This window comes from Chryseobacterium sp. C2(2020), assembly GCF_014218915.1.
GTDB lineage: Bacteria > Bacteroidota > Bacteroidia > Flavobacteriales > Weeksellaceae > Chryseobacterium > Chryseobacterium mucoviscidosis.
In genome coordinates this window covers 19,243-39,309 of record NZ_JACLCT010000042.1, presented here as the reverse complement: position 1 = coordinate 39,309, position 20,067 = coordinate 19,243, and the positions used below count along the sequence as shown (strand labels likewise).

Here is a 20,067-nt window from a genome sequence, read left to right as displayed (position 1 = left end):
AAAATTTTTTGAGCTTTGAGGGCTCAAAATTTTTCAGAATAACTTTTCTACTTACACAGTTAGTAGGACACTACCTTTCCGAGCCATTTAATGCGATTACTGCAATGTTTTTTGTAGCTATAGCTGTTTTTTGGACAATTAAAATAAAAGGTAATTTGGGTAATGGTTCAGGTATGGAGTTAATTAAAAACTCCATATCTAAACCATTACCCTGTAATTTTGATTCTTAAATAAATACTTAAATTGTAGGATCTATTTCCTCACCGATCTTATCAAGATATGTTTGCAAATTGATAGCTGGTACTGTTCCTATAGCTTGCTGAAGATATCGTGTCAGCTGCATAAAGAATGTTACCAATGAATTTTCTGGCTTACTAAAAGTTAGCTCTTTGAATGTTCTTGAATTGTAGTAGTCATGATAGCGTTTCTCAAAATCAATTTCGTTTCTCAAGCTGATATCCTCTTCACCATCATAGTCAATTGAGAAGCTTCCGTAATCAGCTATACAACCAAAGTCTATGGTTTTAAAACCTGTTTGAGCTTTTAGATGTTTTTCTATGGTTGAGGTTTGCTTGATAGTATTGGTGCTAGTTAATATTCCTCCCAAAATTTTGGTTAAAGGTCTTGCCGGAACCACTGCTCCGGAATTAATCATTTGTGTTGTAGTTCGTTTTAGGACTCTAACACTTTCAATTTTTTCTGCTGCATACTCAATATAGCTTTTACCATCTACTGTTCCCTTAAGATCCGGCTTAACTTCAAATACTGCGTATACGCCTTCTGCTGGTATGTAATGAAAGCCATTCTGCGAAAATATAAAAGGAGTAAACCAATTATCATAGATTACGATGTCGATCTGATGACTGGTATTTCCTTCATGATCAATAACAATTGCTTTATCTACGCTATATCGATTGGGTAAATATTTACTCAACCATTCGATCCAAGCATTTTCCAATGAATCTCCTTTAGATCCTGGATGATTAATGAATTCTCTATTGGTGCTAAGTTGTGAAATCATTTGGCTTTGAAGACCATTGAATAACATTTTAAGATCAATTTTTTTACTCATATGCAAATAGTTTTTTTTCTGAGTAATAGTAAAAAGTAAAATTTTGCATTTTCTTTTTACTAATACTTATAATTAATAGTAATGGGTTTTTGATTTGGACTCCATCGGATTCTGCTGTTTCAGTCATGGCATTGAGATCAGTTCCGCTGTACATCGTTGAACCATCAGGATGAGAATGCCATTCGCCAATATAATATCTGCTGTTTTCCTGATATTCTTTTATAAAAAGTTTTTCAAGATCTTTGGTAGACCTCTGAAATAGGACAGGAGATGCTTTGTATTTATAAGGTAGAATAATAGATTCTATAACTACAGATTTAAAATCTTCAGAATATTTTCCCAGTAGGAAACCTCCAAACTCGTTAGGATAATGTTGAACAGCAATCGTTTCAATTTCCTTTAGTAGAGATTCTTCCAGTACGATCTCTAAATTGTTATGCGTATTTTTAAGTATCAATATTCTATAATTTTTAAGGAATTGTTATTTTCCTGGATAACGAAATTGTTGAATGCTTTCTCTCCCGAGAAAATTCTATTGATTTGTTTAAAAGCCATTTGAACCAATAATGCAATATCGTTATAAGATGCTTTGAATGTCGGACTCCAACAACCCGTCGGTTCGTACATGTCATCCACATCGTTTTCGAGAACGTTCGAGAACTGATTGTTTACAAAATTGTAGATGTTTGGATAAAAGGCACAAACTAACTCGTTAGCATGATTAGTTAACGATATATTGATAAGCTTTGAGCGAAGCGTTAGTTTGTTTAATACGTACATCAAATCATTGTCGGTTGAACAGTCAAAAATAATATCGTATTTATCCAGATCTGACGTAATGTAGGCTCGTAAATTTTCATCTGTATAAAATGATTTGATATACTTTTCGAAGTAGTCATTATTAATTTGATGGGAAGTTACAAAAGGTGAGATCTCATAAAGTGAGCCTGCTAACTCAAGAATCTTATTATTGATTCCTTTTGAAAAGCGATATTCTGATCTACAGACATTTTCAGGCTCTTTAATATCATGATCAATGAAGTCAATAAACCTGCACCCTGACCTTGTTAACGTCGTTGCAATCATGCTACCAACAGCTCCTACACCTATAATAAGAATTTTTGCTTCCGTAATAGAATCACAAAATTTACCGCGTCCAAAAAAATATTCGTATGACGCATTTCTGGAAATACCCCAGTGAATGGGCGCATCAACAATGCCAGTATGCCATCTACCCGTTTTCCTTCCTTCATTTCGCTCAGGAACACCCTTAATCGGAAATTTTCCCACTTCCATTAACGCTACCTGCCAATGAACTTCCGTGCTGTTAATTTTATATCCAAGAAAAAACGGGATCACCTTTCCGTAATCTTCTTTAGCACACTTTTCCTCAAATTCATGAAGCATGGTTAGAATATCTTGAGGGAGATCAAGCTCGGCCCAAGTGGAATGGGCAAATCGATTATATTTTGCAGGCGGATTTTCTCGGAAAAGATAAATTCCTTCCCGGTCTGTAGGTTGCTCAAAATAAAAATCGTTCCAGGAACATTTCTTCTTTAAATCAGGAAATGTCTCAAAGTATTTTACGTAAAAATTATAAATGTGATCTTTTTTGTGATATCCATCATGCAGTAAAGACAATTTTACAATTCCTATTTCTCCCTCTTGAAATACTTTACCCGTTGATGTGAAAGTAAATGAATATTTATCACCTTTAACTGCAGAGTCTTGTACAACCAGATGTTCATATTTTTGGTCTGTCTCCTTGTTAATGTAGTACTTAATAATCCATGCCTTCAGAGCATTAAAGTCAATCCAAATCTTATTCTCAAGATCTTCACTATGTGCAGTATGTATACATATGTTTCCGTTTGCCATTACGTGATTGTACTGAATCAAATCAGAATTAAAAAATGTAATGGATTCGGAACTATATGTTTTTAAAGGGTATTCCTGAGTTATTAAAAAATCAAACAATAATGGATTTTCCAGTTCTTCAAAAGCAATTTCTATATTACCACTAATAAAGAATTCCCCTTGTTCTATGCGATTGATTTTGCTTACAAAGGGAATTTCTGATATTGCGGATTTTATTTTTTCTAACCTCACTCTATCCAAAACGCTGATCATCTTTTGGTATGGAAAGTCCTGAAGATCCTTTCAGTCCATATGATTCTGTTGTATCAAAATCTTTATTGGCTGGAAAATATGTTTTGATGTTTTCAGAATTTTCAGTTATCCTATCAATTATATTCTTCATTTTGTTAGATAAATTCTGGCGATCAAACCAACTGAGGTTTTTCATCAAGTCATTACTTGGGTTGCCAGGATCTTTTAATGTGAAGTCCTCACGAGTTACATTATCTTTTATGTACCTTAATACGCCTTCCGTTTTGTCCCATAAATTTCCTGTAATTGTTGACTTATCAAATGCTTTTAACGTAAAAAGCTCCATCAAAAAGGATTTGTAGGATTCGCTGTTAGAGTGCTTCCAGATTTTTAATAACCTTATTATTTTTCTTTCGTCGTCTCTTGATTTAATGGTGTCTATTTGTGACTGAATATTTGTTTTCATGTAGGTACCTTTGCTGAATCCCCAGGTATCCTTATTGAAATAAATATTCAGATCCCGTACGTCTAAATAGGAATCTACGCTGATTTCTCTTCCCGGAACAACATCAATGCTGATCTGGTCTCCATCTTTATCAGCTTTGAAAATTACACCAATAGAAACCTTTTGCTTCCTTACCGTTGCAAGTCCAGTATCCTCATATTTCTCATATAAGAAATCATAAACTGCATTGTACATTTCTTCAATCGTAGTAAAACTGTTTCTCTTGAACGGAACAACAACATCTAAATCGAATTTTATGTTGATTGCTGTATGCTTTCCGAAAGAACCTGAATTTAAAGGACTATAAATATCAGAAGTGTAATGTTCCTCCAGTGCTTCTTTTATATCATCCCTTTTATCTCTGAATTTTTGCACTAACTTATCAATATGACTCATGCGATGAGTCTCCAGTACATTAGCCAAATGTTCACTTCTGTTAACTGCCATAAAATGTTTATATTTTTAATGTTGAATTTCTCAAATCTAGTACCGATTAGAATTTCTGATATGATTTATGTCATATGTCGTCGCTTTCTGACATCATGTCGGATAATAAGCTGTAAAATGTTATTTATCAAACAATTGTTTAGCATTTTTTGTCACATAAGAAGGAGTATGTTGCAAGAACAATAACATAATCAATTATAACTTTGAATTTAGTTTATCAAGAAATATTGGAATCACATTTCGGAATTTCAAAAAACTCTTTGGTCAGCAAAACCATTTTTAAAGTGATCCACCATACATAAACTCCATAATGATAACTTTCTGCAGGTGATGCAAGACCATGGCAAATTTTATTGCGGAAGTTTGCGCTGTTACCATCAATCAAAAAACTGTTTAATTCAGATAAAAGATCTTTGTTGCAGAGTCCATCCAGCATATTGCCAGATTCTTTCAAAGAAAGAAGGGAGCCCAAAGTATTATCATGCTGAACAGCTTCATCAAGTTTAATCGTATTCCTACCATTTTTTTCGACGATGTTCTTCAGACAGTTTTCGATTTGAGGAATTAAGAGATGCCCTGCTGTCATAAAGTTGTTCTGAAAACCCAAGTAGAGTCCTTCAAGAAAAAATGCTTCACGACCTTCTGGAATAAATGGACTTCTTTCGGTCATTAAAAAACTGGCAAGAGCATTCTTGGACATTGAATGCTTCTGGATCATTCTATCTGTAATCTTAATGACTAAATCAATGATAACATTTCGACAATGGTCCCTAGCTAAATTAATATAGAACTGTTTTTCATCTGTGGAGCCACTTATTGTACCTTTACCAGTGATATGAACATATTTGTCGAAGAATTGTCCAAAAGATGAATTGGGATTATTGTCTGACCATACAGATAGATTTTTCTCATCCAAAATTGGAAGATGTAGTAATGCTGTTAGCCCACTTTGGAAATCAACAATTTCTAAACTATCAAGCCATTGTGTATAATCAGATTCTAATTTAGTACTTATTGTCATCTTTTTGAGTAGTTCATAAAAACCTTTTTGTTCATTTTTTATTTTCTCAGAAAGTCGATTCTTTAAAACTGTCTGATCAGCAATTCCTTTTATTTCTTTTAGTGCTTCCGTGTATAAGTCAAGAATGGTTGGGTAATAAGTTCTTTCTTTTTTTTCCGAGGTAAGTAAGTCTCCTTCTTTTTCAAGATAGAGAGCATTTTGTATCCTCATATCATTGTTGGTAAAGTGTTTTAATTTATTTAAAATCTTAATCTGCCATTTTATTGCACTATAATTGTTTTCACTTTCATGCTTGCTTAAAAGCCTTAAAGAAATATTGGTAAGTAAATGCTTTGAATGATTCTCAAGCAAAAATTCTGACGTACTGACCAGTGAGAATTGATAATAAGAAGAATCTAAATTACTAAAAATAGTAATGGTTTTTTCTTCAAAATCAACTAACCTATCTTTAAATATGGATTTTACTTTTCTGATCAATTCCAATGATCGCAAAAAGTAGTTTAATTCCTGTGTCTTATGATACAATTCTTCATAAAGGCCAATAGCTTTTTTAATACTGTTGATTTTATCATCACCACCACTGACAAAATTGAAATCATGTAATCTGGCTAAAATCTCTTTGTTATCAGTTTTTATCGTTGGGATAGTGAAATCTTTATCGTCAGTAAAAATTTTAAAAGACTCGCCGTTTATTGGACTCCTTACAAGCGAAAGTAATTTTTTTATTTCCTGATCTTCCGGAAACAATTGAGCGATGCGGTAAAGTTCACTACATAATTCTCTTGAGTATATATTTTCAGGTATTTGATAATCGTTGGACATTTTCTATTGTTTTTAAATACAAGAAGATTGCATTTTGTACTCAATTTTAGCCTATAGCCCTTTTGGGTTAGTTGTTTAATTGTAAAATTAAAAAGATAAATGTGATAGAAATTACGGTAAGCCGTAAGGATTTTATTTGCTTTCTATTATGGCAATTAGCTCTTTCAATTGTTTGTCGTAAATAGTAGTAAAGTCCTTGATAAAATTAGTAGTCTGAATATCTAAAGACTCAAGCTTCACTCTTACGTCCTTATCTATTTCTATAAATAATTCTTCAAAGTTTAAATTTTTTAGGCTATCAAAGTTTTTCTTTTTTAATTTCTTATGAAATTCATAGAAGTGATTCTCAATTTCAGATGTTTTCCCAAGTAGTCCATACCTTTGGAGAGTGGTATTTAGATTCTTTTGGTCGCATTGACCATAATCCAGCATACATAGGGCAAGATGTTCATCGGAATCGGTTAATAACAGTTGGAATAAACAGCCAAAATAATTGTTGCTAAAGTTATGAGCCAGTCTGTCAGGCGACATCCTTGCACTATTTTTATAACCTGGTGGGGGTAGTGGTACAATAAAGCCTTTAAAACCATTTTTGCATTCAGCGCAAGGCTGGATTTGTAGATCCATAATTTTAAAACCTTCAATTTCTTTTGTACTCTGCTTATACGCTATAAAGTGACCCAGTTCATGAAAAAAAATGGTCTTAATCTTCTCAAAGTTTTTTTCTAAAAAATTCATATTCAATGTCGGATGAAGGTCATGTTAAAGGTTGAGTTTCTAACCAATTCTATTCTTTATTAGTAAAATAACTTTATCAAAAAAAATTGTATTATGAAATTTGTTGAATACTCTGCAGATGAGTAAATCAACAACTATCAATCCGCAATAGATAATTTTATGAAAAATTAATTCTCACTTTTGGGGCTCAAATGTTCCAAACTAAAGTAATAAAAATCATTTCTGATATTATCTCTTGTCTGTCTGTTTTTAACAATAACAGGCATCTTATGTCTTCTTGCTAGTTCAGCCACAGGTTTTTTATTGGAATAAAATTTTTGAAGTAAATTTTCTGTTACTGACATATCTTGGTTAGGATCTTCAATATAATAATGATCTATTTCTATTTTAGCTGTAGATCTCTCTAAATAAAATAAATGATTCTCCAAAGTTCGTCTTTCTAACTTTGGGTTGTCGTCAATTCTGAAATATTCAGAGTGCAGAATGTCAACATTTCTCCTATCTAAAGCTAATATTAACTCATTAAAAAACTGATCTGCATTTGCTTCTGTTTTTGAAGTAAATGTAGTTGCAAAATGCACCGATGCATCAAAACTTATATCAATAAATCTCACATCTAAATAAAACTTCATGGCTTAAATTTTTTATAGTACAATTTTCATTTTTAAGACTATTTAACGCTCCAAAAAATGATAGAAAAGCAAAATTACAATAAATACTCATCATTTCCATTACGGGTTTTTACGGTATTTATAAGCAGATTTGTTTGATGAATTTTTATATAAAAAGAATAGTATACTTTTGTAACTTCTAAAAATAAAAAATGAGAATTAAAAGTTCCAAACAAAAAAAATCTCATTTTACATAAAATTTTGTAATGGCAATTTCTGAAAGAACGAGGAAAATACTTTGGGCAAAATCAGGTAACACATGCGCTATATGCCGTACTGAACTTATAAGAGAAACTGACAAATCATCCGATAACATTGTTGTGGGACAGGAATGTCATATTGTATCCGAAAAAAGTAAAGGACCAAGGGCAAATCCTGATTTTGAAGGTAATTATGATGGCCACGAAAACATATTGTTATTATGTGCAAATCATCATATAGAAGTTGATTCTTTGACGGAGTATTATACTGCAGGTAGATTAAAGCAAATAAAATTAAGTCATGAAACTTGGGTAAAGACTACGTTGCAAAAGAAACCGGATTCATTTTCGAATGACAAATTGAACATTAAGAGTTTATCTAGAATAATCACTGGAAAAAACTTATTAGAAATTATTAATCATGCTGACGTGTTTGATTTTAATCATGATGACTTAAACTCTGAAAGTGAAGCCGATCTAATAGGCAATTTTCTAGAAGAGTTACAAGATTACGGAGATATAATATCTGATTTAAGTTTTTCTGAGCGAGCAAAAGTAGTTTTACATTTTGATGAAAAAATAAATGAACTATCAAGAAATGGATTTTACATTTTCGGATTACGTCGTCAAGTAAATCTCTTTAACAGAGATTATGAGAGTTTAGGTCTTTTTGATGGAGCGTCTGTTATTATTGCACGAATAAATCATCCTGGAATATTTGATAATCATATAATTGCGCAATTTCCTACGGTATCACGTTTTGCATAAAATCACATATTGTATACCGAATAAGATTTAAATTCGCTGTGGTTATAAATTACAGGATTTTATCTTAAAATTGTCTAATAATCTTTTTCAAATGCTCAGTATTGAAATCTTGCTCTCGGAAAAATGGCTCATTATTGAGCTTTGAAATTTTCTTAATCTCAGCTATAAATAAAATAGATATCTGCCTAAAAGTTACTTCTCAGAAACTGATAGTTTATTTTAAATCTTTCATTAAGAAATAATCTTCATTAATTTTTAAAAAAATTGACTCAATACTTTTTTCGATATTTTGAACAATTAAATTTGTAAATGGATCATTTCTATCGTGCAATGGAAATAGTTCTTCTAATTTATTGTACAACAAATTTTTATCGTTGTGTTTTTTTTCTATTTCTAACAACATATTTAGAATATGATGAGAACTGATTAATGTAAAATTGCTTTTGCCAGCAACTTTTTGCATTTCCTCTAAAGCTTCTATTATCTTAAACTCTTTAAAAAATGTTGTGTAAAATTGTTCAAAAGCATAAAGAGTATCCCTTTCATATATTTCGAAAAAGCTACCAACAATGTAAGCAAAAGGTGATCTAGAAAAAGGATTAACTTTTCTTAGAACTGCGTTTCCTTCACAGACCGCTAAATATATACTTAAGTTATTCTTGTATAAAATATTGATTTTTTCAAAATATGGTAATATTTCAGACCAATCAACTTCCTCACCACTTTGAAGTTCTAAACCATTGTTATCTCCATGTACTTCAAAATGTAAGAAATAAAATTTATTTCTATTTTTAGCATTATCATATAATAAATCCAGTGTTTTAAAAAATGAATATTTGTCTGCAACTTCAAAATACTCATTTTCAATGAATTGTTTTTCGAATTTTATGTATTTTAAAGTTGTCTCGAATAGTTCTCTTCCTGTTCTTTTATCCGACTTTCTAAGTGACTCGATAATTGCCACTCCAATTTCTTGTGCTGTGATCATATTTAGATAATTTTAACTTTTGGTACATTTAAATATATAAATATCAAAATTTATTTTTGAAGAATTAGAAAATTTAGTAAATGAACAAAAAAAGGAACTGTTGAAGATAAAGAAGAACTACCTTTAAAATAAATGATACTTATTTGTAGTTTCAAGAACTTTATGATAATTTATTTCTTTTTTTTAATGTTTCAAGAATATTTTTATATTTGATAATGTGATGTATATGATTGATTTAATCGAAAAATTGTAAATTTATTTGTAAAAATTAAAAAAACACATATCTTTGCACAAGTAAAAACAAACACTCTTAATCTTGTTTAGAATAGTGACCTATTCAGTGGCCTTCACAACAAGAAAATAGTATAAAGCTTATGGATAGGGGATTTTTACTAAATGTACAAGTCCCGTCCGGATCGCGGAGAATCTTTCAGATTTCATCAAAACCCCTTAAAACATATGTTTTAAGGGGTTTTTTATTTGGGTAACCGTCAAATTATATAAATAAATGCATATTAAAAGGGGCGAATTCGGGACCAATTTTTAAGGAAAGTTATTTTGGTCCCTCTAATATAGGAGAAAATAATTCACACTTATGTTTTAGTAGACATGTCAAAAGAGGAGAATTTTGGAAGTCTTGGTAAAATTGGTCCCGAATTAAGGGGGAATTGGTCCCGAATAGCAGAATAAATGGTCCCGAATTAAGGAGGTTTCTAATAAATATTCTTACCAAAAATTGATAAAAATATTTATTCATTTAGTATAATATATTCTCTTTTGTAGGATTATTAGCTGCAATGTTAAAAATGGTCCCGAATTTAGGCGTAATTGGTCCCGAGTGACAAATTAAATGGTCCCCGAACTTAGCTGCTGTTTAATATAAATTTTATAAGGTCAAGATAAGTGAATCAAATTTAATTTGTAAATATTTATTCATTTGTAAGTGAAGTAGGTGTCCAAAATTGAAAATGGTCCCGAATTAAGAAAAAATAGGACACCTAAATCCTCTAGAAGTCCTTTTGTAAAAGGCTTCTTTTGATTCGTTATGTTTTGTAGATAAAAAGTTTAAAGTAATTTTTTAATCATCAAAAATATAATTATGAGTACTTATTTGTCCATTCTTTTTCTGGTAAAAAGATCCAAAATTTCTTCAAAGGGACTATGTCCAATTTTTATGCGTTTAACCATCAGTTGAAAAAGGTTAGAATTTTCTGTTGGTCGCTCAATTGGGCCTGAAAAGTGGTGCAATGATTCAGGAAAATTAAAAGGAAGATCATCCGAGGTGAGGCAAGTAAACAACTATTTAGATTTACTTAAATCAAGAGTGCACAAAATTCAGCAAGACTTTACATTTGATAAAGAAATGTTGACCGTTCAGATTTTAAAAGACAAGCTTTTTGGTTTAGATCAAAATAAGCGCATGTTACTTACTATTATGAAAGAACATAATGATAAAATGGAAAAGCTTATAGGAAATGAATATGCTAAGGGAACTGTTATTAGATATAAAAGTTGCTACAAACATTTACAGAATTTTTTAAAGGTAAATTTCAATTGTGATGATATTGAAATTTCAAAGATTAATTTAAAATTTATTAATGACTTTGAATATTATCTTAGAACAAAGGATGAGAAGCCCTGCAGTAATAACTCAGCTGTTAAGAATATTAAGAACCTTGGTAAAATAATTCGAATTTGTCTAGCAAATGAATGGTTAGAAAAAGATCCGTACATTGGCTACAAATCAAGTTATAATGAAGTGCATAGGAAGTTCTTGGATGAAGCAGAATTAAAACGACTTGAAACGAAGATTTTTAAAATTGATCGAATATCTGTTGTGAGAGACATTTTTGTATTCAGTTGCTATACTGGATTATCATTTGTGGATATTAGAAATCTTACAAAAGATCATATTGGAGTAGGTGTTGATGGTAAAAGATGGATTTTTACGTCTAGGCAGAAAACCAAGATTTTATCAAATATTCCACTGCTTTCAAAAGCTGAAGATATTTTAAATATGTACGTCTTCAAACTAACTTGGACATTTTGGAATAAATCCTTAAGGAGTATTTAGGGTTATAAATTTATTAATTTCTGTTGAAAATACAACTGTCTTCTTTTTCGGATTGAATCCGATTTTATTTGTCTTCTTTTTTCCAAAATTTGCTCTGATCTTCCGAAGTACACATCTGCTGGAGGAAGGTTTTTCAAAGATTCGTGATATCGCTTGTTGTTGTAGTTTTCTACGAATTTTTCTAAAGCTTCCACAAGTTCTTCAGGATGATAGAAGTGATTGAGTTTTACCACGTTTTTCATCGTTCTGTGGTATCGTTCTATTTTGCCCTGGGTTTAATTCATTGTTTTTATTTTTTAATTAATGTTTCATTGAATGCTAAAGCATTTGCGGATGCATCGGTCTTCCGTGAACCTGCTTCATCTTTAAATCTTCTTTCAGGTAGGTTCTGAGCTCGTTTGATATGTAGCAGGAACCATTGTCTGAGAGTAATTTCGGTTTGGTTTTAGACTTTAATTTTGCTTTTTCAATCGCTGTATTTACGGTTCTTTTCACATCTTCAGCCTTCATCGAATCGCATAGCTCCCAGTGGATGATATACCTGCTGTAGTCGTCTAAAACAGTGCTCAGATAGTACCAACCCCAGCCAATCACTTTAAAATAAGTGAAATCTGTCTGCCACATTTGATGCACAAATTCGGTCTTATCCTTAAATTCATTTGCTGCTGAAAGTAAAAAATGATTCGGTGCAGGGATTAAATCCCGTTGCTTCAAAATCCTGTAAACACTGGATTCTGAGATGAAAATACCTTGTTCATCGGTAATTTTGTGCGCCAGTTCTCTTGAGGAAAGTTCTGTATGTTCCAAAGCGATTTCTACTACCAAATCTTTTTGTTCTTCCGGAATGCTGTTCCACTGTCTTTTAGATGTTCTTTTAGATGTTTCCAAGCCATCGTAGCCGTTTTCAAGGTATTTCTGATACCACTTATAGAAAGTACTTCTTGCAATCCCAAAGCTTTCCAAGGTTCGTTTTACACCAATTTCACTCGTAGTAACTTCTTGAATAATTTCGTATTTCTCACTTGCTGATAATCTCATAAACTTTCTGTATTTATGGGTTAATCCAGCATGTCTAAGCTTTTTTTTACAATGTCATAGCGCAGAACCAAATCGGCAACCATCTCTTTCAGGCGGGCATTCTCTTTCTTCAAATCCGACACTTCATCACTCGTGGCTTCTCTAATAACATCGCCATTGAGCCGTTTTTTACCGGCTTCCATAAATTCTTTGTTCCATGAATAAAACTGAGATTGCGCAATACTATGCTGTCGGCATAGTTCTGCTACAGAAGTTTCTGCACGAAGCCCTTCCATTACAATCAAAATTTTCTGCTCGGCTGTGAAGATCCTCCTTGTATTTTTACGGATGTCTTTAACGAATTTTTCGGAACTTTTCTTTTTAGGTGTTTCTGTAATTAAATGTAATTCTTTTTTTGAAAACACTCCTTAACTTTTATACTATATAATGTCTACTTTTTGCTGACGATTTACAGTATTGGAGTTCTGACAACACATAATTCATATAGAAAAATCCGTCCTGCAAAAAAAAATATTGGCGGATTTTTTTATATGAACATTACTTCTATTATTTCTTTCTTAAGTATTTTGCTTTTCATTATATATAAACTAAAATATAAGTAGAAACAATAACGTATATTACCTCGCCGCAATAAGAAATTCATTTAATTTTAATTTTAGATTAGAAAAAAATATTCACAATATTATAAACTTTTACCTCTCCGCTTCACATCCCTTTTTAATTTTTTCAATCGCACTTTTCATATTCAGATTAAAGTGTTCCTTTTCCAATCGAACGGCCGGCGTCTGTCTTACCTCACAATCTGCAATACTGCACGATTCACAAGTTACACCAACGTTTATCGTTTTTAAAGTTGATGATTTAATGAAATTGATTTTCTTAATAGTTTGAGCATTCAGCAGAATTCCTAAACAATAACTTCGATTACTTCCATCCGAAAACGGGTTTTTTTGTGAAGTAGAAATCACCAAATAGCTGAATCCCTGATCTTTGTAATGAGAAATCTGGGCGTCCGTCAAAGTTTCATTTTCAGTTAAATCGTGTAGATTTTTTACAGCAATCCATCTTCTGCAGTAGTGTTCGTTGGTTGCATTTGCGTGTGGAGCTTGTTGATGGTTTAAATGTAACTCTTTTAAAATCTGAATTTTATCTGAATTTTTCTTTTTAACAAGGCATAAATAAAACAAATCTTTAATTCCCAATTCTGAAGAAAGTACATTCGTTAATCGGTAATAAAAAGTTTCCGGTGAATTGGTGAATTTCTCAATCAGACTTTCAAAATTCTGGGGGTTCCATTCATTCTGAAAGAAAAATTCTGAAGTTTTTGTAATGATTTTTTGTTTTGAAATCAATAATGCTCCGGCAAAATAAGAAGCATAAAAATTATTTAAAATTTCCTCAAAACTTCCAAAATCCAGCCAGGAGTATGTATTTGGACGATTTTTTAATTCCAAAACATTGAAGCCGATTTCTTTTGATAGAATAAATGTTTTTTGATCCCGTTCCAATTTTTTATTTAAAAGCAATAGTTTTTTTTCAGGAATAAAAAGCGAACGGAGATTGTCTAAAGTTCCATATTCTTCAAAATTTTCTGACTGAATTTTATAATTAAATTTTTCAGATAAGATATTTTCTAAAATATCCGACTGTAGATTTTTACCAATCTCTACTTTATTTTCTTGCGCAAACTGTAATGCTTTATCTTCAATTTCAGGGAAATAATTGTCATACAATTCCTGAAACGAACGAAGAACAGCGAAGTAAAATCGTTCTTTTCCTAAATTATAATTCTGAGAAATTTCAATCAAAGCATTAATGAACGCAGTTACTTTTTTTGGTGCATCGCTGATAATACTTATCAAATTATTTTTATTGATTCCGAAAAGTTCCAAAGGGATTTCTTTGAAAAAATCCGATTGTAAAATTTCATTAAATGGAGCTAAACTTTTATCCAGTTTTGTCGATACTAAATCATCAAAAGTGCAGTTCAGTGATTCTGAAAGCTGAATAATTTTATCGTGCTTCGGATATTTTTTGCCATTTTCAATTTCATTGAGGTAAGATTTAGACAATCCGGTCTTTGTAGCGAGATCCTGCAAAGACCAGTTTTTCTTTTGTCTTTGCTGTTTCAGTTTTAGCCCCAAAACCGTCTTGATATAGTCACTTTCAGAATTCATAAGTCAAAGATAAATATTTGGAAGCGATTTTTCGCATAATAAATTTTAAAATAAATTTAGCGAACGTTCGCTGTATGTGAAAATTTTTATTTAGGTTTGTAATGTCGAATCAGAAAATCAATTGATTATGGAAACAAAGACTCAATTAAGAATTAAAGCTCAGCAAAAGTTTGAAGAAATTTTTACTAATGATTTAGTTGATTTTTTGGTTGAGCTTCATCAGAACTTTAATGCTAAAAGATTAGAGCTTTTAGATGAAAGAGAAATTACACAGAAAGATTTCGATAAAGGAATTCTTCCAAAATTTCTTGCAGAAACCGAAGAAATCAGAACAGGAAATTGGGTTTGCAATCCACTTCCTGAAGATTTGCTGGATCGAAGAGTGGAAATTACTGGGCCAGTTGATCGAAAAATGATTATTAATGCTTTGAATTGTGGTGCTTCAACTTTTATGGCGGATTTTGAAGACAGCAATTCTCCAACCTGGAAAAACTGTATGGAAGGTCAAATCAATCTTTCGGATGCAATCAATAGAAGAATTGATTTTACAAATGAGCAGGGAAAATCATACCAATTAAATGAAGAAATGGCAGTTCTGCTAGTTCGTCCAAGAGGTTTGCATTTGAATGAAAAACATATTGAAATCAATGATGAACAAACTTCCGCTTCATTAATAGATTTTGGAATTTATTTTTTCAGAAACATAAAACAATTGATAGAAAACGGAAGTGCAACTTATTTTTATCTCCCCAAATTAGAACATTACAAAGAAGCACGCTGGTGGAATGACGTCTTTGTTTTTGCTCAAAACTATCTCGGAATTCCTCAGGGAACAATTAAAGCAACAGTTTTAATTGAAACTATTACTGCATCTTTTCAAATCGATGAAATTTTATTCGAATTAAAAGAACATAGTTCCGGTTTGAATTGTGGTCGATGGGATTATATTTTTTCATTCATTAAAAAATTCAGAAATCTTCCAGAATTTATTCTCCCTGATCGTGATCAGGTAACAATGACTTCACCTTTTATGAATGCATACTCAAAAAGAGTGATTGAAGTTTGTCATAAAAGAAATGTTCACGCGATTGGTGGAATGGCGGCGCAGATTCCTATTAAAAATGATTATGAAGCCAACAGTCAGGCTTTTGGAAAGGTCAGAAATGATAAAGAGCGTGAAGTGAAAAATGGTCACGATGGAACTTGGGTTGCTCATCCCGATTTGGTTTCTGTGGCGAAAGATATTTTCGACCAGTTTATGCCTGAGAAAAATCAAATCGATAAAAAGTTTGATTATCAAATTACAGAAAATGATTTACTGGAAATTCCAAAAGGAGAAATTACCGAACAGGGTGTCCGAAAAAATATCAACGTCGGAATTCTGTATATCGAATCTTGGTTAATGGGAGTAGGTGCAGCTGCGATTTATAATCTGATGGAAGATGCGGCAACTGCTGAAATTTCAAGGACTCAAGTTTGGCAATGGCTGAAAAATGAAGCATTTCTAAATGATGAAAGAAAACTGACCAGGGAAATGATTCTTCAATGGGAATTTGAAGAACTGGAAAGAATTGAAAAATATGTCGGTGAAGAACGTTTCAAAAACGGCAAATTTACTCTGGCAAAAGAACTTTTTAACGAATTGATTTTCTGTGAAAACTTTGTTGAATTTTTAACATTGAAAGCGTATCCGTTTATTTAAAATAGAATTAGAAATTTTTAATAAGAAAAGTTCTCGCACAAAATTTTTCCACATTTCAATTCGAATAGTTTCACTTGAAATCTCAGATCTCGCAACTTGAAGAAAATTTTAAAATCCAAATATTATGAAAACAAAACAGGAAAAAATTCAGGAATTAGAAAAAGACTGGCTGGATAATCCACGTTGGAATGGCGTGAAAAGACCTTACACAGCCGAAGATGTACTGAAACTTCGAGGTTCTTACCAATTAGATTATACGATTGCTACCGAAATGTCAAAGAAATTCTGGACAAAACTCAATTCTCAGGATTTTGTTGCCGGATTAGGAGCTTTAACTGGAAATCAAGCGGTTCAGGAAGTTGATGCGGGACTGGAAGCAATTTATCTTTCAGGTTGGCAAGTTGCAGCAGATGCTAATTTGTCTGGTGAAATGTATCCCGATCAATCTTTGTACCCAGCGAATTCAGTACCTTCTGTTGTGAAGAAAATTAATAATGCATTATTAAGGGCAGATCAAATTCAATCCGTAAACGGAGGTGGAGAAAAAGAATATTTAGTTCCAATAATCGCCGATGCAGAAGCAGGTTTTGGCGGAAATTTAAATGCTTATGAATTAATGAAGCAAATGATTGAGGCGGGAGCGGCAGCAGTACATTTTGAAGATCAGTTATCTTCTGCGAAAAAATGTGGGCATTTGGGTGGAAAAGTTTTGGTTCCGACTCAAGAAGCGGTTAATAAGCTAATATCGGCTCGTTTAGCAGCAGATGTTTTGGGAGTACCGACTGTAATTATTGCTAGAACAGATGCAGATGCGGCAGATTTGTTGACTTCAGATATTGATGACAGGGATAAAAAGTTTGTGACAGGGAAAAGAACTTCCGAAGGTTTCTATGTTGTGAAAAATGGTGTAGAGCAGGGAATTGACAGAGGTTTATCTTATGCTCCTTATGCCGATTTGATCTGGATGGAAACGTCAAATCCGGATCTGGAGATGGCAAGAAAATTTGCAGAAGGAATTCGTACAAAATTTCCAGATAAAATGTTGGCTTATAACTGTTCACCTTCTTTTAATTGGGCTGCAAAATTAAGTGTCGATGAAATGCTGAATTTCCGAGAAGAATTGGGAAAAATGGGTTACAAATTCCAGTTTATTACATTGGCTGGTTTTCATGCTTTGAATACTGCGATGTTTGAATTAGCTTTGGCATATAAAGAAAAAGGAATGGCAGGTTATTCTGAATTGCAGGAACGCGAATTTGCTTTGCAGAAGCAGGGTTTCAGAGCGGTAAAACATCAGTCTTTTGTTGGGACAGGATATTTTGATGAAATTCAAAATATTGTAACCAATGGTTCGGCAGCAACAGTGGCGATGAGAGATTCTACAGAAACAGCACAGTTTCATTAAAAATTTAATATTGGCAAATTTCATTGTATTTTTGCGTTTAACTATTCTTACAAAAAATCCATTATAATTAAATTTAATTGTTGCAATCTTCCTCTTTTGAGGAAGGTTTTTGTTTTGAATGTTCTATTGAGTAAATATTGAGAAATCTCAATTATAAAGATTGATTTTTTATAGTTAAATAGGTTTTATTCTCTCAAAATTACAACAAGATTAAAGATAAGATATTTCCTTTTATCAATTTAAGCTTTTAAAGCAAATAGGTGGGATTAGGGATTTTCAGTACATAAAATACGAATTTCGGTACATTACGATAGATTGCTATGGCTTTACATTTGTAATAAACTCTTTAAGATTATTGTTTCATCTTGAAAAATAATGTGAATTAGTATTAATCAAAAATCTTAATTATGAGTTTCATAGACAAAGTAAAATTGGCTGCCGAGTTAGCAAAGGCGAATTTCAGTGAAGGTATCGATGATGGTTATGACCATTCCACTACATCTGCCGGAAGAAAAGGGTTAAGATCCGGCCGTGTATCTGAGTTAACTGCGATGGCAGACCTAAAACCCGGAGGTGCAGAAAATCTCAGAACCATAATGGAAATTGCAGGTGGGGATCTGAAAGGCGCAACCAAAGTAGGAACCCTGCATGACCTTCGTATAGTTTTGTTTGATAACGATACCAAGATTCTTTTCTGCACGGCTTACGATGGCGACTGGGATGCTTATATTGATGATTTCGCCACAAAAATTCCACAGTTGATGGACATCATTTTTGGGAATGTAGAAGGCTGGCCAGGCATAAAAAACCCGAGTGTAAAACAGTTCATTCTAGACCATCAGATTACCGCGACAGGTTGGTATGTAGGTGTTCCGCATCTTACGGTGAATGATATAAGGAGAAATGATAAAATCATTAAAGGACTGAATAAGGCAATTGACGAAGCAAATAAAATCTAACCTATGGCATTGGAATTTTTAAAGCGGATTTTTAATCCCAATAAAGTAGAAATTGAGCTGAACGAAATACAGGCCTTAATTCTCAGAAGCCGCCCTATTCCGTATTTCGGAACGGTGGCAATCATTGAAATCAAAGATGCTGTGGCAGCCAGACAAATGCTCCAAAAACTGTTGCCGATTGTGAGTTCTGCGGAAGACTGGCATAAGAATGAAGGGGCATCGGTTACTTTGACATTCACTTATAAAGGTCTGGAAAAAATCGGTGTGCCTCAAGAGTCACTCGATACTTTTCCCGAATCCTTCAAGGAGGGAATGGCAGAACGTTCCCGGTTTCTGTACGACATTGGAGTCAATGATCCTAAAAACTGGGAAAAGGTTTTTAAAAGATCACATATTCACATCGCTGCAGCAATTATCGCCAACAATGAAGAGGCGTGGAAAAGCCAGCTGGAGGAATTTCGTTCTAAATTGACGAATAACAGCGGCGTAGAAGTAATAATGAGCCACGATTTCTCCGTATCTGAAGAGGTTAAAAATGTATTCGGATTCAGGGATGGCATCAGCAATCCGGAAATTGAAGGCAGTGGGATAGATGTTCCTCCCGGGTTTGATCGTCCACTTAAAGCAGGCGAATTTATAATGGGCTATCCTGGAGAAGCAGGCATCATAAAGCCATTTCCACAACCTGAAGTTTTAGGTAAGAACGGTTCTTTTATGGTTTTCAGAAAGTACCAAAGTCAGGTAGCAGAATTTAATCAATTCATTAAGGAAAATTCTTCTTCGCCGGAAGAGGGAGAACTCTTGGCTGCCAAAATGGTAGGTCGCTGGCGAAGTGGTGCACCTTTGGTTTTAGCTCCCGAAAAGGATGATAAAGCGCTAGGAGATGATATGCAAAAGAACAATGATTTTTCTTTCAAGAATGATGAGTACGGTAAAAAGTGTCCGTTCAGTTCGCATATCCGCAGGATGAACCCAAGAGATTCCAAATCTTTTGTTTTGGAGGATGAACGTTTGCACAGGATCATCAGAAAAAGTGTAACTTTTGGCGACATTGTTCCGCCGGAGGTAACCAAAAATGACGGTAAGGAACGTGGACAGTACTTTATTGGCATTAGTGCCGATGCAATGGGAACACTGGAATTTCTTCAAAAACAATGGGCAAACGATGGTAATTCCCAAAATCTGGGAACAGAAAAAGATCCTATGATCGGTGTACAGGACGAAGACGCACTGTTTTCTGCACCGGGAGAACCCCTCATCAAAAGATACCGTGGTTTGCAAACCTACAACATTGTGAAAGGAGGCGAATATTGTTTTATTCCAAGCATTTCTGCTTTAAAATGGATTAGCGAATTAAAATAAAAAAAGCAC

At 32.9% G+C, this 20,067-nt stretch carries 15 protein-coding genes and 2 pseudogenes; 7 read left to right on the top strand and 10 right to left on the bottom strand.

Going from position 1 to position 20,067, the window contains the following annotated elements:
* Positions 1–230, top strand: a pseudogene (locus H6W52_RS21275) (hypothetical protein); the annotation flags it as partial.
* A gap of 8 nt (positions 231–238) precedes the next feature.
* On the opposite strand, the gene H6W52_RS21270 reads toward H6W52_RS21275, so the two are convergent.
* From H6W52_RS21270 to H6W52_RS18250, 7 genes are all read right to left on the bottom strand, one after another.
* Positions 239–1,072 (bottom strand): DUF6602 domain-containing protein, encoded by an 834-nt coding sequence (locus H6W52_RS21270; RefSeq protein WP_059137838.1) that lies wholly within the window; start codon positions 1,070–1,072, stop codon positions 239–241.
* A complete protein-coding gene (locus tag H6W52_RS21265) occupies positions 1,065–1,529 on the bottom strand; it encodes a Mov34/MPN/PAD-1 family protein (RefSeq protein ID WP_059137837.1) in 465 nt (154 codons plus the stop codon). Before H6W52_RS21265 ends, H6W52_RS21270 begins: the two co-directional genes overlap by 8 nt.
* Positions 1,526–3,202, bottom strand: a complete 1,677-nt coding sequence (locus H6W52_RS18270) for a ThiF family adenylyltransferase (RefSeq protein ID WP_185216877.1) — start codon at positions 3,200–3,202, stop codon at positions 1,526–1,528. The genes H6W52_RS21265 and H6W52_RS18270 overlap by 4 nt, the downstream gene beginning before the upstream one ends.
* Positions 3,183–4,133 carry a hypothetical protein gene (locus H6W52_RS18265; RefSeq protein WP_059137835.1) on the bottom strand — a complete coding sequence of 317 codons (951 nt, stop codon included), beginning with the start codon at positions 4,131–4,133 and terminating at the stop codon, positions 3,183–3,185. The genes H6W52_RS18270 and H6W52_RS18265 overlap by 20 nt, the downstream gene beginning before the upstream one ends.
* 217 nt (positions 4,134–4,350) lie before the next feature.
* On the bottom strand, positions 4,351–5,976 hold the full coding sequence (locus tag H6W52_RS18260) for a DUF4209 domain-containing protein (protein ID WP_185216875.1): 1,626 nt from the start codon (positions 5,974–5,976) through the stop codon (positions 4,351–4,353).
* A 132-nt stretch (positions 5,977–6,108) separates the two neighbouring features.
* Positions 6,109–6,714, bottom strand: a complete 606-nt coding sequence (locus H6W52_RS18255) for a hypothetical protein (protein ID WP_185216873.1) — start codon at positions 6,712–6,714, stop codon at positions 6,109–6,111.
* Between the two features lie 167 nt (positions 6,715–6,881).
* Positions 6,882–7,346 (bottom strand): hypothetical protein, encoded by a 465-nt coding sequence (locus H6W52_RS18250; RefSeq protein WP_185216870.1) that lies wholly within the window; start codon positions 7,344–7,346, stop codon positions 6,882–6,884.
* A gap of 245 nt (positions 7,347–7,591) precedes the next feature.
* Between H6W52_RS18250 and H6W52_RS18245 the strand changes: the two genes are divergently transcribed.
* Positions 7,592–8,353 carry a hypothetical protein gene (locus H6W52_RS18245; RefSeq protein ID WP_185216868.1) on the top strand — a complete coding sequence of 254 codons (762 nt, stop codon included), beginning with the start codon at positions 7,592–7,594 and terminating at the stop codon, positions 8,351–8,353.
* Between the two features lie 214 nt (positions 8,354–8,567).
* Here the strand turns inward: H6W52_RS18245 and H6W52_RS18240 are convergent, their stop codons facing one another.
* Positions 8,568–9,341, bottom strand: a complete 774-nt coding sequence (locus tag H6W52_RS18240) for a hypothetical protein (protein WP_185216866.1) — start codon at positions 9,339–9,341, stop codon at positions 8,568–8,570.
* 1,324 nt (positions 9,342–10,665) lie between these two features.
* Here H6W52_RS18240 and H6W52_RS18235 point away from each other — a divergent pair.
* Positions 10,666–11,415 (top strand): phage integrase SAM-like domain-containing protein, encoded by a 750-nt coding sequence (locus H6W52_RS18235; RefSeq protein WP_185216864.1) that lies wholly within the window; start codon positions 10,666–10,668, stop codon positions 11,413–11,415.
* 2 nt (positions 11,416–11,417) lie between these two features.
* Here the strand turns inward: H6W52_RS18235 and H6W52_RS18230 are convergent.
* Both H6W52_RS18230 and H6W52_RS18225 read right to left on the bottom strand, forming a co-directional pair.
* Positions 11,418–12,830, bottom strand: a pseudogene (locus H6W52_RS18230) (IS3 family transposase).
* Between the two features lie 315 nt (positions 12,831–13,145).
* The gene (locus H6W52_RS18225) at positions 13,146–14,630 is read right to left on the bottom strand and encodes a helix-turn-helix domain-containing protein (protein WP_185216862.1); all 1,485 of its coding nucleotides are present in this window, start codon (positions 14,628–14,630) and stop codon (positions 13,146–13,148) included.
* Between the two features lie 127 nt (positions 14,631–14,757).
* Here H6W52_RS18225 and aceB point away from each other — a divergent pair, with 127 nt between their 5' ends.
* The 4 genes from aceB (at position 14,758) to H6W52_RS18205 (ending at position 20,058) form a co-directional block, all read left to right on the top strand.
* On the top strand, positions 14,758–16,332 hold the full coding sequence (gene aceB, locus H6W52_RS18220; RefSeq protein ID WP_185216859.1) for a malate synthase A: 1,575 nt from the start codon (positions 14,758–14,760) through the stop codon (positions 16,330–16,332).
* Positions 16,333–16,456: 124 nt separating this feature from the next.
* A complete protein-coding gene (gene aceA, locus H6W52_RS18215) occupies positions 16,457–17,737 on the top strand; it encodes an isocitrate lyase (RefSeq protein ID WP_065721666.1) in 1,281 nt (426 codons plus the stop codon).
* A 407-nt stretch (positions 17,738–18,144) separates the two neighbouring features.
* Positions 18,145–18,696, top strand: coding sequence for a hypothetical protein (locus H6W52_RS18210; RefSeq protein ID WP_002978558.1), 552 nt, complete (start codon positions 18,145–18,147; stop codon positions 18,694–18,696).
* A gap of 3 nt (positions 18,697–18,699) precedes the next feature.
* Complete coding sequence (locus tag H6W52_RS18205) at positions 18,700–20,058, top strand: Dyp-type peroxidase (protein ID WP_185216857.1); 1,359 nt, start codon at positions 18,700–18,702, stop codon at positions 20,056–20,058.
* The last annotated feature ends 9 nt before the right edge of the window (positions 20,059–20,067 follow it).